Raw genomic sequence first — 14,158 nt, 5'->3', positions numbered from 1 at the left:
CAAGTTCTGTTTTTATAATTGAAACTTCTAATTATAGATTATAATTAGGCAAAACAACTTTACTATAAAGACATAATAGGTTTACAATAGGAAGATAACATTTTTTCTATTAATACATATCATCATAAGTAGCGGTCTTCTATTTTATAAATGAAGATAAATTATTCTTTTAAGAAAGATTGCCGTTAAGATTCCCACTTTTTCAATATCTTTGATACCATAAAAGAAATGTGCAATGTTATTACCTTATTTAAATAAAGAACTGATAGAGGCAGGATGCGATGAGGCTGGTCGTGGTTGCTTGGCTGGATCTGTTTATGCCGCTGCCGTAATACTTCCAAAAGACTTTGAGAATGAATTATTGAACGACTCGAAACAACTGACTGAAAAGCAACGGTATGCACTTCGTACGGTGATAGAAAAGGAAGCTGTTGCTTGGGCAGTGGGAGTAGTTACACCTGAAGAGATAGATGAAATAAATATCTTGCGAGCTTCTTTTTTAGCTATGCATCGTGCTATTGATCAATTGTCAATCCGTCCCCAACATTTATTAGTTGACGGAAACCGTTTCAATAAATATCCGGATATCCCACATACCACTGTAGTGAAAGGGGATGGAAAATATCTTTCGATTGCTGCAGCTTCTATTCTGGCAAAAACATATAGAGATGATTATATGAATGATCTTCACGAAAAATACCCTTATTATGATTGGGACCACAATAAAGGTTACCCAACAAAGAAACATCGAGCAGCTATCGCCGAACGTGGTACGACCCCTTACCATCGGATGACCTTCAATCTCCTTGGCGATGGTCAGTTAAGTTTAAAATTCTAGAGATGAATGTAGAAATATATTCTACATATTTTTGCAATTAATGTACGATTATGTCTTAAAAATGGGCCTTTAAATCCTTTTTGCGCTAAAAAAATGTTGTTTAGTGCTTTTATTTGTTATCGAAATGCTATATATTTGCAAACAGTAACAAGAATAAAAAAAGATTTAAATCATGACATCAAACAAACTACTTTTCTGTGTGAGACTCGTTGGAGTATTTATAATTATGCTGATTGGCGCTTTGCCTGTAAATGCACAGTTTTTACGCACTTCTTATTTTATGGAAGGTACACATTATCGCCAACAACTGAATCCGGCATTGGCACCGACTAAAGGATATTTTAATCTCCCTATTATCGGTGCGATGAATGCAACTGTAAGTTCTACATCTTTAGGTTATCAAGACATCATTGATATTATTGATGACGGGGATGACTTTTACACTAATCCGGATTTTTTGGGACGTTTGAAAAATAATAATATCTGATTATCCGTTTATGCACCTGTTATATTCGCAATTACTAGTCTGTCAAAGAGTTTGTCTCCAAAATACCGTCTGTTTAATTTGTAAATAAACTCGTTGAGATACAACTGTAAGTATTTCCTTTTGATTTTATGGTAGTTGCCCAGCAATGTCCGTTTTGCATTACTGATTGCGATATGCACCCATTTGAGTGTTTCCTTGGTGGTTTTGGCGTCTGATTTCTCGGTGACGTGCAATTCCACCAGATCGGAGATGTCAACGTAAGAAGTGCTTTTGTCCGAAAATACGATGGCATCATCCTCCATGCAGTCCCTGACCACGCCGTTGATTCCTTCACTTTGATGGCTATCCAGTACCCTGGCCTTGAAATAACGCACATGCTTCTCCTTTTTGCCCGTTTCGATATCTTCCAACGGGGTGCTTTCGGCCATCACCGCAACGTTCTGCTTTCCCTCGGCTCCCCGGCCACGTGTACCCTTGCCTCGCTCGATTTCCTTACTGGCCACCGAAAAGTAACCCTCATCCAGTTCTATCATCCCTTCCAGTGTATACCTTGCATCCCGGTTGCCCATCGCCCTGCGGAGTTTGTGTACCATCGCCCATACCGGTTCGTAACGCTTCAATCCTAATTGCTTCTGGAGTTCGTTGGTGGAGAATCCCTTTTTTGTGCAACTCATCAGGAACATCGTTTTGTACCACACCAGAAACGGCAGCTTGGAGCTCTCCATGATCGTACCGCTGCGCAACGAGGTGCGGAAACGGCAACCTTTGCATTCATAACTCCATTTACCCTGTAACCAATAATGGGAAGTGCCCCCGCATCGCTTGCAGACAACCCCTTCCTTATCACGCTGCTCCTTGAAATGCAAACGACAATCTTCCTCCGAACCGAAATGAGCCGTAAAACTGAATATGTTCATAATCCCTGCTTTTTGAGCGCTAATATACTAAAAATATTAGGTGTGTTTGCGGAGAATCAGATAATAATAAATTGAATGTGAACTTTAGTACAGAGATTCTTTCTGCCGGATGGTATAGTGGCAAGAACTTTTGGTCGTTCAATGTAGGGCTTCGTACAGATATTGGTGCGAATCTTACAAAGTCTATGTTTTCTTTTCTGAATGAAATAGAGACGTTTGAGGATAAATGGAGAAACAGTGCTTATGATATTAGTGGTCAGCAATTGAACATTCAAGCTTACACTGAGGTTGGATTGGGACTTTCACGTCAGATTAATAGCCGTCTGACAGTTGGTGGAAGGGTAAAAGCATTGCTGGGTATTGGTAATATGGATTTGAAACTAAGTAGGGTGGCAATGAGTGCTAATTTGCCGACAGATCAACGTATTAATCAATTGCAAGATGTTGATTATTTGATGAGTAACTATAATACTCAGGAAAAGATCCAGCAACTGAAAAATGAGTTTGATGCTTATCATGCAAATCTGACTGTAGGTGCTACTCTGGAGAGTTCTTTCAAAGGATTGAATTTGGTCGAAGAAGAGGGACAAGATTATATCAGTGATTTTGAGTTTGAAAGCAAAGATTTGGGAATCGCAGGTTATGGTTTCGGCATTGATTTGGGAGCTTCTTATAAGATTTGGGATAATCTGACTGTGTCAGCTTCTATTCTTGATTTAGGTTTTATTTCTTGGTCGAAGAATGCTACGAAGATAGCTTCCGCTAACTCGTCGGGTATTGACATAAAAGGTAGTACATATACGAAAATGATTGATGCAAATGATCCGACTACTATCTTAGGTGCTGTTAATCAATTGCAAAGTGATGCGGATGGTTATATGGATCGTGTGACAAGCGGTGATGTGCTTGACTATGAGATGTTGCAACTTAGAACGGAAGATGCGCAGAAGTCTCGTAAATCTCGTTTGGCATCTACTCTTGTATTGGGAGCTGAGTATGGATTCTTTGATAATAAACTGGGACTGGGTGTATTGTCTACCACTCGTTTTGTACAGCCTGATGCACTTACAGAAGTCACCCTTTCTGCAAATTATCGTCCGAAGAGTTGGTTTAATGTAGCGCTAAGTTATTCAGCTATCCAATCGGCTGGTAAATCATTTGGACTTGGTCTGAAACTAGGTCCATTGTTTGTCGGAACTGACTATATGTTCTTAGGAAAGAACTCTAATGCTGTAAATGGATTTGTTGGAATATCCATTCCATTAGGCGGAAAGAAATTCAATAAAGAAGGATAAATATAATTTCTCTCTCTTAAACATTCTCTTTTTAATATTCTCTATTGAGGAAAAACGTATAATTTTGCAGCCTGTCATCAAAAGTCTTGTTAAAGAAACTCTGATGACAGGCTGTTATCTTTTTGATAACTTAGCAATGATTCTTTTTAGTGAATGAAGAGTCTGACTCTAAAACCATTTAATTTTCCGGAAGATCACGAATGATAATGCCGACAACATAACTGAACAAAGGATAATGAGAGCAAATGCATGTGGCGTATTTTCAAGATGAATATCCACATTCATACCATAGAAACTGGCTATTAATGTAGGAAGCATCAGGGTAATAGATATGCTGGTCATTCGCTTCATGATAGCATTCACATTGTTGGATATGATGGAAGCAAATGCATCCATAGTGCCGGTAAGAATGTCGCTATAAATATTCACTGTATTAAGTGCCTGCTTCAGTTCGATAATCACGTCTTCGACCAAGTCTTTATCCAGATAATTAGTGTCTTGAAAAATACTTTGTAGTTTTCCGATCATTACTTCGTTGCCACGAATAGAGGTATTGAAGTAAACTAATGTTTTCTGTAACCTCATTAAACGTAGAAGGTCTTCATTACGTATACTTCTCTCCAATTCCTTTTCTGCGGCTGTGATATCCAGGTTGATTTGTTTCAGATATTTCAGAAACCATACGGAAGAGGAATAAATAAGGCGGAGAATCAAGTCAAGTTTGTTGCGCACTTCGATACCTTTTCTACGAGTGTGTTCGATAAAGTCTGGCAGTAAGTCTGTATTATAATAGCAGACGGATACGATAATCTCATCATTGGTAATAATGCCGATAGGCACTGTACTGAAGGGAAGATTTCCATTTAATTTGTCCTGTACCGGAATACGGAGAATGGTTAGTAACCAGTTACCTTCTGTTTCGGTACGTGGACGCTCATCTGTATCGGCGATGTCGGTCAGGAATGATTCGGGAACTTTCAGGGTTTGAGTCAGAAACTCAAAGTCATCATTGTCCGGGCATACTACATTTACCCAGCTGTTGGGGAGCCATTGTGCCTTTTCCACAAAGCCGGCTTCACAATAAAGATATTTTCTCATCTTATTGCCTCCTTTCGTTTGTTTACACGAGCAGAGGCATTAGCGTTCAATGACTCTGTCGCTTTAATTAATACTAATTGTGCACGTTCGTGGGTTTGAATCGTCCATATTCTATCATTTTATTTTAAAGCGATGCAAAAGTACGGAAAACATTTAAGAGTTTCGACTTTGCACCGCTTTTTTAGGATTTGTTTTTATTTACTCTTTTCCATTTCTATCTCTTCGAAACTTTAGAAGATCACTTGTGAAGATAGAGTCTATTTATTGGTTATTCTTCTTTAGGTATTCCGAAACGATTTTCTAAATAATTCTGAATGGTATAGCTATGTTGATTATCTCGGGAAATACTTCCGTCCTTTTCAACCAGCTCATAATGTGGGATACCATTGAAGTGGAATAATTCGCGCAAGTAGTTATATTCTGTATCGGTGACATAATAACTTGCTTCTCCTTTCAGGTTCTTCTCCACATACTCTTCGTAAGCTTTTCTTGGAGACTCTTTTGCACCTGTAATGTAGATGAACTGAAATTCTGGATGATTTTTATATATCTTACGTAAGTTAGCAGTAGCCTCAATTCCTCTTCGACATGGTCCACAGCTAGTAGCCCAAAAATCAACAAATAATACTTTGTTCGGGTGATTTTTAATAATGTTGCGGAATATATCAGCTGCCTTTCCGTCAGGTAATTGATAGGATTTTTCCTCTTTCTCCGGATGAGTGCTTTCCAATATCCGTTCTGCTTCCATAGCTAGATAAGGAAGAGTGAGTTGCTTTTTGAATTCATCTATGTATTGGTTGGCTATTTACTTGGTACTTATAGATTGTAGGCTGTAGCGTAGTGCACGTATTTTGGCTACTTGCCAAAGTAACGGATTGGGTTCTTTGTACAATGAAGCGAGTATGGAATCTTTCCTATGTAGTTCCTCCAGTTGGTCTTCTACTTTTGATTTATCTCTGTCTTCCTGAGATTCTTCAATTTGTTCCTGTAACGTAAAATATTCGTCAATAAGTCCTTTTTCATCTTCGTACAATTTTCCTAGTTTTTTATTTTCTTCTTCTATTTCTTTTAATGATATAGTTACTTTTTTCCCAGCTAATGACTCATGTCGCTTTCTGATCGTTTCTTGGTCGGCATTTAACTTAACTCCTTTTTCTTTGAGGAAAGACAGAATCGGTTTCTTGGGATAGGTGGATGTTATATAGTTCCCTTGAGGAGTTGTAGAACCGTATGTCTCTCTGAAAGGGTCCATATACTCAAACCGGTTAATGAATATGCTACAATCTGAAGATTCTATTAGTGCTGTTATATCATTGAGCGGCATGTCATTCAGGAAACTAAAATAAGTATTATCTGCTTGAACTTTTAAAGCTTTATTAGTAGTATCTTCTTTAGCATAATAATCTCTATTTAATAGGAATTCATAAAGGACAGTTCCTGTTGTCAATTTTACTTTGTTTTCTATTTGGCGTACTGCTTTCTTTGAAGGTTGATAAATCTGGATCAATGAATCGGCTATATGTTCCCATTGAGAAATAAAAGGCTGAATATGCTCTTTATATTGGTTGGGAGTCAGTTCTTTTTGTGATTTATACATGTCTTCGTAATTATAAGAAATCAAAGAATTACAATCTTTTGCCAGATATGATAAAGAGGCTGACGGACCCATGTAAGCAGTGTTTTTAATTGGGAAATTACGGTCGCGCGCACGACTACGTGCCAGTAGATCTTCCCAATCGATATACATGGTAAGCGTCTGACCGGGTTCAATATAGAAGGGTAGCCAGTTATTACCGATTGTTATGGATTGCGATATAGGATGGTGAATGATAAACTTACATTCGAAACTTCCGTCAGGATGAATTTGTACTACTGTCGGATAATCTTTACGGTTGATTTTATTGGAGAAATAAATAAGTCCTGTTTCGAATCCTAAGCGAGAGTCATATCCATTAATATATCCCTGCAAATAAGTAGTATCTGTATGGAAGAAATCGCTGTACCCTGTATCGGCTGCTATTGTTCGGATAGGTCTTAATTGTCTGGTATATATACCTTCGCCTGTTCCATTTACTTGTATTTGGCAACTTCCGTCTTTTTGCGGACTGATCAAAAGAGTACTTGTATTTCCGTCTTTTTTATCCTTTACTACCATTTCTATCCGTTTTCCTTTTTTACGGATACTTTGATTGACGTAGATACGGTTATTCATAATGGTAAGAGAATCATATATACCATATTCCCAAGCGTTAGAAGAATCTGTTTTATACCAATTTCCTTTAATGCTTTCTAAAGGAGAAGTCTTTTTCTTCTTTGGTGGAACCAAGTTGATGTCATAAGTATTTCCTTCTGAGGAACTCGGGTCGAGGTAATGTATGATTTGTGTTTCTTTAGGTAACGGATCAAAGATTAGTACATAATCCATTTCTCCGGAAGCGGGCATATAAACTTCTTTTTTTAGCTCGATACCTTCTGCACCTTTAAAGAAAAACCTCTTGCCGGTTACTGCGTCTTCCAGATAATTGTCTCCATCTTCTCTAATCCACCAATGGGGGCGGAAGATAGCATGTATATATAGACGAGTGCTTTCAGAGGTTCGTTCAATACGCGTGATGTTGGATCTACTTCCGGTACGGGCTTTGAAGGAAGGATTATCAATTGTTTGTGCAGGTAGCATTCCTGATAACAATAATAGAAGGTATAACAAAGTCATTTTCATAATATTGATTTATTTAGTGGCAATTTTACAAAGAAAGGAAAATATTGATAGATTAGTACTTTTGCATCTTGTAACTTAACATAGATTAAACGTTTGTATAATTAACTTTTTTGTACCTTTGCACCCGAAAATCAGAGTGATAATTTAAATATTAAAATAGTATGAGCAAGAAAGCCCTTTTAATGATCCTCGATGGTTGGGGATTAGGCGACCAAAAGAAAGACGACGTAATCTTCAACACTCCCACTCCTTACTGGGATTATCTAATGAATAATTATCCTCATTCTCAACTTCAGGCAAGCGGTGAAAATGTTGGCCTGCCCGATGGACAGATGGGTAACTCGGAAGTAGGTCATTTGAATATTGGTGCCGGACGTGTGGTTTATCAGGATTTGGTGAAAATCAATCGTGCATGTGCTGACGGTAGTATTTTGAAGAATCCGGAAATCGTTTCTGCTTTTTCTTATGCAAAAGAAAACGGAAAGAACATACACTTCATGGGGTTGACTTCTAACGGTGGAGTACATAGCTCAATGGTTCACTTATTCAAACTTTGCGATATCGCTAAAGAATATAATATCGAAAATACTTTCATTCATTGTTTCATGGACGGTCGTGATACCGATCCGAAGAGTGGTAAAGGCTTTATTGAAGAACTTTCTGCACATTGTGAAAAGTCTGCTGGTAAAGTTGCTTCTATCATTGGTCGTTACTATGCAATGGATCGCGACAAACGTTGGGAACGTGTGAAAGAAGCGTATGACTTGTTGGTAAACGGTCAAGGTAGGAAAGTAACTGATATGGTTCAAGCTATGCAAGAATCTTATGATGAGGGTGTTACTGACGAATTTATCAAGCCGATTGTAAATGCTAATTGTGATGGTACAATCAAAGAAGGTGATGTAGTAATCTTCTTCAACTACCGTAACGATCGTGCAAAAGAATTGACAGTTGTATTGACTCAACAGGATATGCCGGAAGTAGGTATGCACACTATTCCGGGTTTGCAATATTATTGTATGACTCCGTATGACGCTTCTTTTAAGGGTGTTCATATCTTGTTTGATAAGGAAAATGTAGCGAATACATTGGGCGAATATCTATCTTCAAAGGGATTGAGCCAGTTGCACATTGCGGAAACAGAAAAGTATGCGCACGTTACATTCTTCTTCAATGGTGGCCGCGAAACTCCATTCGAAAAAGAAGATCGTATCCTTGTTCCGTCTCCGAAAGTTGCTACTTATGATTTGAAGCCGGAAATGAGTGCTTATGAAGTGAAAGATAAATTGGTAGCTGCCATTAATGAAAACAAATATGATTTCATCGTAGTAAATTTTGCTAATGGTGATATGGTGGGGCATACTGGAATTTATGAGGCAATTGAAAAAGCAGTTGTTGCTGTAGATGCTTGTGTGAAGGACGTAATTGAAGCTGCTAAGGCACAAGGTTATGAAGCAATTATCATTGCCGACCATGGTAATGCTGATCGTGCTTTGAACGAAGATGGCACTCCGAACACTGCTCACTCTCTGAATCCTGTTCCTTGTGTTTATGTAACAGAAAATAAGGCTGCGAAAGTAGAAAACGGTCGTCTGGCTGATGTTGCGCCAACTATCTTGAAGATAATGGGTCTGGAGATGCCAGCTGATATGAATGGTGATGTATTGATTAAATAATATCTCAATAGATAATAGCTAAAGGCTGTCTTACGTGTAGCGGAGACAGCCTTTATTTTTTAATGATGATCAAAATCTTTTAATAGTGATCAATTCCGTCAAAGTATATCTCAGAAATAGCTGTGTCATCGTATTTCTCTCCTGGATAAACTTCTGCTAATTCGAATTTGAGTACTCTATCTGACATTTTACTTAGTTCCTTATGATCTGTGCGATTTCCATGTCCTATTGGCTTTACACTAAATATCTGTTCTTGTTTGCTATCTTTTAGATTAAGTATTGCATATGGCTGTCCGTTTACATACATCTTGAGCTTTTTGACACGTGAGTTTTCTCGCCATCCTTTGTCCGATTTGGTGTATCTGTTGATAACAATAACATTGGTAATATGTGGGTTTTCGGGAGGAAAACGGTAAACAAGATATTTTCCAACTCCATATCCTGGAATTCCTTCAATCCAAGCTGTCCGATAACTGAGGTCATGAGCATTTTCAGCCCGGTAAGATATTCCATGTTGAGGTTTCAATTCAGAAGAGGTTGACAGTTCTCCCAGTCTGCAAGCGCAATAGAAACTATATCTTACTCCGATAATATCCCAGTAGTTCTCTTTTCCATCAACAAACTCTTCACTTTTGAGTTCTTGAAGAAATTTCTTCTCTCCTTCACTACTTAGGTCGATAGTTTCTCCTAATTTGGGAGATAGTTCTTTCCAGTTTTGTCAGCAGTTAGAGGAGACAATAGCGCTCTCATAAGCAAAGGTTTTTGAAGTTTAATAAATACAAATATAGGATTTTAAAAAACTCTTTTGCTACTTTTTCTTATTTTTGCACGTTCAATTAAAAGATGATATGATTCAGATAGATAATGTAGTAGTGAGCTTGGATGTACTCCGTGATAAATTTCTTTGTAATTTGGATGCTTGTAAAGGCGAATGTTGCATTGAAGGAGATGCTGGTGCGCCAGTAGAATTGGATGAAGTGGAAAAGTTAGAGGAGGTATTGCCTATAATTTGGGATGAACTGGCTCCTGAAGCACGTGCGATGATTGAAAAACAGGGAATCGTTTATACGGATGAGGAAGGGGATCTGGTAACCTCTATCGTTAATGGTAAAGACTGTGTTTTTACTTGTTATAATGATAAAGGTTATTGCTACTGTGCTATCGAGAAGGCTTATCGTGAAGGAAAAACAGATTTCTATAAACCGATATCTTGCCATCTTTATCCTATTCGGATTGGTGATTACGGTCCATATAAAGCTGTTAATTATCATCGTTGGGATGTGTGTAAAGCAGCTGTCTTGTTAGGAAAAAAAGAGAATGTGGCTATCTATCAGTTTTTAAAGGAACCTTTGATCCGTAAATTTGGAGCAGAGTGGTATCAAGAACTGGAAATAGCTGTAGAAGAACTGAAGAAACAGCATCTGATTTAACTATCAGTTTGTTTCTTGGGAGTGCTTCTCACATACATGTCTTTTATATTTATTAAGATACTTTCGTGTGAATAGAATAAATCCATTCCGAACCAGTCGTCTTCGTCCATTACTGCGTTGGGAACATCATTATCTGTATATACCAAAATCTCGGGGATACATACTTTAAGTGAATCAATAGAAATGCAGAAATTCGGTAGCTTATATATCCTTTTTCATTATACCTCCAAATCCTACGATTCTTACTGTATCCTGTTTGCTCTATTAGATTCTGATGTTCTTTAAAATATTTTCCGATTAAAGAACTTTCGGTAAGCTCCACAGTTAAAATGCATCGATAAATTTTCGCTCCCATTCGTTACCTCTATTGTCCATAAGTGTTCATTATTGAATCTTAAGTTAGAATGTCCGAATGGGTTGGGGGTAGTTTTTTGAGGTGTTTTTATTTGTAGAGCATCAAGATTAATATTGATTTCTTCTAATCGGACTAGCAAATTAGCTCCTATAAGGCTTTTTAGACTAATCATAAAGGAGTCTGCTGTATTATTTGTTTTCATATTCAGTACTAACTAGGAAGGGTACTTTGTGAATTGTTATTTCACTAATACTAATGTGTCGGCTATTGCTAGTTGTCCGTAACCTATTTTTAGTCCACTAACACTTATACTGTCTCTAATGATTCGCACGTTACATTCTTTCGCCATTTCAGGGCTAACTACACTATGTCCGGCTCCAGTATCCACATTAATTGGGGGCATTTAGGTGAATCGCTTTTTGTGCATATTTCCCTACGCTATAGACTGTGATAGGAATGATCACATTTTTATTCGGGCGTTGGACTTGCAGGATCTCTCCTTCGTTAGCCAAAACTTGGTATGATTTTAGCATATCAGTATATTCCAACTACATGTTTTCGTCTAAATGGCCTTCCAATTGTTTCATAATATCAGATAGTACGGTTGTCGCTGCCTTATTTTGTCCCATTCGAGCATAGCAGGAATGTATGAAATGATCATAACTCAATTGGCTACTGTAATCTAGCATTTGTCCATGTTTATTCATCATGTTGCTCAATTCCTCAAGTGCATCCGGTTCATTAAAGTAATAGTTAAGGAGATTGCTCGCAAAATCATGAATAAAGGGAGGCAAGGAGTCTTTATAAATACCATATTCTTGCTGTAATTCGAGCCTTTTAGCTTGATCGGCTTCCTATTTTCTCATCAGCTTGTTGGGCATGAAGAAGTATTATTATATTTAATAGCAGTACTATAATAAATAATACTTTTCTCATTTGCGTGAATGATTATGCTTGATTTTATATTGAATTACTAATAAAAATATCATAGCTATGATGAGACATGTCGGTGTTATCCAAACTTTCGGATGAATAATAATGAGGAAAATGCAGGTTGCTATGATACAGGATGCCAAGACGATTAGGAAGAGTCTTATTTTTTTTAATAATGGATTGGTCGTTTTCATTGGCGTTATCGTTTGTTGGCGTCTAATATAGTGAATCGGATTGGAAAAATCTTTAAACATTAGATGTTATTAAGGAAAAGTCGGCTAAAAATGAAAGAAAAACGCCAGTACAAAGGATTTTCCTTTATTTACCGGCGTTTCTTCGTTGTAAGATGTGAGGTTGGTTTATAAAAACGTATTATCTGAATTATGCATCGATATTTGCATACGTTGCATTTTCTTCTATAAATTCGCGGCGTGGTCCTACGTCTTCACCCATCAGCATAGAGAAAACATAGTCGGCTTCTGCAGCATTATCTATATTTACTTGTTTCAGCATACGGTTTTCCGGATCCATGGTTGTCTCCCATAATTGTTGAGCATTCATCTCACCCAAACCTTTGTATCGCTGTGTGTGGATTGCATTCTCTGAACCACCACCATAGGTGTCGATGAATTTTTGGCGTTGTGAGTCTGTCCAACAATATTCTTCTACTTTACCTTTTTTGCAAAGATAGAGCGGGGGAGTAGCAATATAAAGATAGCCATTCTGAATGATTTGAGGCATATAACGGAAGAAGAACGTCATGATTAGTGTGTCGATGTGAGAACCATCGACGTCGGCATCGGTCATGATGATAATCTTGTGATAGCGTAGCTTGTCGATATTGGCAGCTTTGCTATCGTCCTCTGTACCGATTGTAACACCTAAAGCTGTATATATGTTACGAATTTCATCGCTTTCCAAAGCTTTGTGGTACATCGCTTTTTCCACATTAAGGATTTTACCACGTAGTGGAAGGATAGCTTGGAACATACGGTTGCGTCCTTGTTTAGCAGTACCACCTGCCGAATCACCCTCGACAAGGAATAACTCACATTTTGAAGGATCCTTGTCCGAACAGTCAGCAAGTTTACCAGGCAAACCACCTCCGGACATTGGAGACTTGCGCTGTACCATCTCGCGTGCTTTTCTTGCAGCATGGCGTGCAGTAGCTGCCAGAATCACTTTGTCTACAATCGTTTTGGCTTCCTTTGGATGTTCTTCCAGATAGTAAGCTAGAACTTCGCCTACAGCTTGGTCTACTGCTCCCATTACTTCGTTGTTTCCCAACTTAGTTTTGGTCTGTCCTTCAAACTGTGGTTCAGCTACTTTTACAGAAATAACAGCAGTCAGTCCTTCGCGGAAGTCATCTCCTGAGATCTCGACTTTTACTTTTTCCAACATTTTGCTATCCTCTGCATATTTTTTCAATGTACGGGTCAGCGCACGACGGAAACCCGCAAGATGTGTACCACCTTCAATGGTATTGATATTATTGACATAGGAATGTACATTTTCCGAAAATCCGGTATTGTACATGATTGCTACCTCAATAGGAATTCCCTGCTTCTCTGAATTCAGATAGATAACATCATTGATCAAATGTTCACGTGAGGATTCGATAAAACGTACGAATTCTCTCAAGCCTTCTTCCGAATGGAAATTTTCACTCTTGAAGTTGCCGTCTTCATTCACTACCCGGCGGTCGGTCAAAGAAATGCGAAGACCTGCATTCAAGTAAGCTAATTCACGCAAACGGGCTGCAAGAATCTTATAGTCATATACTGTTTCAGTAAAGATAGTATCGTCCGGCCAGAATTGCTGACGAGTACCTGTAATCTCGGAAATGCCGACTTCCTTCACAGAATAAAGCGGTTTACCAATTTCGTATTCCTGCTGATAGATTTTCCCATTACGGAATACTTGTGTAGTCATGTGCGTAGACAGTGCGTTCACACAAGACATACCTACACCATGCAACCCCCCGGATACTTTATACGAACCTTTGTCGAATTTACCTCCAGCGTGCAACACAGTCATGGCTACTTCCAATGCCGACTTTTTCTCTTTTTCATGATAATCGACTGGGATACCACGTCCGTTGTCCTGAACTGTGATTGAATTATCTTCATTGATAGTTACTTCAATGTGGTCGCAATAGCCGGCCAATGCTTCGTCAATAGAGTTGTCAACGATTTCGTATACCAAATGATGAAGACCCTTGACGCTGATGTCACCAATGTACATCGCAGGGCGTTTTCTTACTGCTTCGAGACCTTCCAATACTTGGATACTATCCGCAGAATATGACCCGTTATTGGGAGTGATTTGTTCTTCGCTCATAATTACCTTTCTAAGTTATAATAACAGAGCAAATATAGTGAAAAATGTCGATTTGGCGAAGAATGAAAGG

At 38.3% G+C, this 14,158-nt stretch carries 9 protein-coding genes and 3 pseudogenes; 5 read left to right on the top strand and 7 right to left on the bottom strand.

The features are described from left to right. The first annotated feature begins 235 nt into the window (after window positions 1-235). Both rnhB and EJF25_RS00155 read left to right on the top strand, forming a co-directional pair. Complete coding sequence (gene rnhB, locus EJF25_RS00160) at window positions 236-838, top strand: ribonuclease HII (RefSeq protein WP_125039519.1); 603 nt, start codon at window positions 236-238, stop codon at window positions 836-838. Between the two features lie 172 nt (window positions 839-1,010). Continuing rightward, window positions 1,011-1,319, top strand: a pseudogene (locus EJF25_RS00155) (DUF5723 family protein); the annotation flags it as partial. A gap of 14 nt (window positions 1,320-1,333) precedes the next feature. On the opposite strand, the gene EJF25_RS00150 reads toward EJF25_RS00155, so the two are convergent. Next, window positions 1,334-2,242 carry an IS1595-like element ISBbi1 family transposase gene (locus tag EJF25_RS00150; protein ID WP_005807145.1) on the bottom strand — a complete coding sequence of 303 codons (909 nt, stop codon included), beginning with the start codon at window positions 2,240-2,242 and terminating at the stop codon, window positions 1,334-1,336. A 59-nt stretch (window positions 2,243-2,301) separates the two neighbouring features. On the opposite strand from EJF25_RS00150, the pseudogene EJF25_RS00145 reads away from it, so the two are divergent. Further along, window positions 2,302-3,537, top strand: a pseudogene (locus EJF25_RS00145) (DUF5723 family protein); the annotation flags it as partial. 168 nt (window positions 3,538-3,705) lie between these two features. Here EJF25_RS00145 and EJF25_RS00140 read toward each other — a convergent pair. Further along, entirely contained in the window at window positions 3,706-4,635 is a 930-nt protein-coding gene (locus EJF25_RS00140; RefSeq protein WP_125039518.1) for a magnesium transporter CorA family protein, read from the bottom strand. 268 nt (window positions 4,636-4,903) lie between these two features. Next, a pseudogene (locus EJF25_RS00135) lies at window positions 4,904-7,354 on the bottom strand (TlpA family protein disulfide reductase). A 161-nt stretch (window positions 7,355-7,515) separates the two neighbouring features. Here EJF25_RS00135 and gpmI point away from each other — a divergent pair. Further along, window positions 7,516-9,030 (top strand): 2,3-bisphosphoglycerate-independent phosphoglycerate mutase, encoded by a 1,515-nt coding sequence (gpmI, locus tag EJF25_RS00130; protein WP_125039517.1) that lies wholly within the window; start codon window positions 7,516-7,518, stop codon window positions 9,028-9,030. Window positions 9,031-9,109: 79 nt separating this feature from the next. Here the strand turns inward: gpmI and EJF25_RS00125 are convergent, their stop codons facing one another. Next, the gene (locus EJF25_RS00125) at window positions 9,110-9,619 is read right to left on the bottom strand and encodes an NADase-type glycan-binding domain-containing protein (protein ID WP_441381682.1); all 510 of its coding nucleotides are present in this window, start codon (window positions 9,617-9,619) and stop codon (window positions 9,110-9,112) included. Window positions 9,620-9,878: 259 nt separating this feature from the next. Here EJF25_RS00125 and EJF25_RS00120 point away from each other — a divergent pair, with 259 nt between their 5' ends. Beyond that, window positions 9,879-10,460 carry a DUF3109 family protein gene (locus EJF25_RS00120; protein WP_125039515.1) on the top strand — a complete coding sequence of 194 codons (582 nt, stop codon included), beginning with the start codon at window positions 9,879-9,881 and terminating at the stop codon, window positions 10,458-10,460. 593 nt (window positions 10,461-11,053) lie between these two features. Here EJF25_RS00120 and EJF25_RS24750 read toward each other — a convergent pair. The 3 genes from EJF25_RS24750 to gyrB form a co-directional block, all read right to left on the bottom strand. Then, window positions 11,054-11,218 (bottom strand): pepsin/retropepsin-like aspartic protease family protein, encoded by a 165-nt coding sequence (locus EJF25_RS24750; protein ID WP_160119348.1) that lies wholly within the window; start codon window positions 11,216-11,218, stop codon window positions 11,054-11,056. Window positions 11,219-11,363: 145 nt separating this feature from the next. Beyond that, a complete protein-coding gene (locus tag EJF25_RS25260; protein ID WP_235016655.1) occupies window positions 11,364-11,504 on the bottom strand; it encodes a hypothetical protein in 141 nt (46 codons plus the stop codon). A 625-nt stretch (window positions 11,505-12,129) separates the two neighbouring features. After that, window positions 12,130-14,088 carry a DNA topoisomerase (ATP-hydrolyzing) subunit B gene (gyrB, locus tag EJF25_RS00110; RefSeq protein WP_125039513.1) on the bottom strand — a complete coding sequence of 653 codons (1,959 nt, stop codon included), beginning with the start codon at window positions 14,086-14,088 and terminating at the stop codon, window positions 12,130-12,132. Window positions 14,089-14,158 lie beyond the last annotated feature (70 nt).

Source organism: Bacteroides faecalis (genome assembly GCF_003865075.1).
GTDB classification, from domain to species: Bacteria; Bacteroidota; Bacteroidia; order Bacteroidales; family Bacteroidaceae; genus Bacteroides; species Bacteroides faecalis.
Note: the sequence above shows the minus strand (reverse complement) of the source record. Positions and strands in the feature narration are given on the sequence as shown.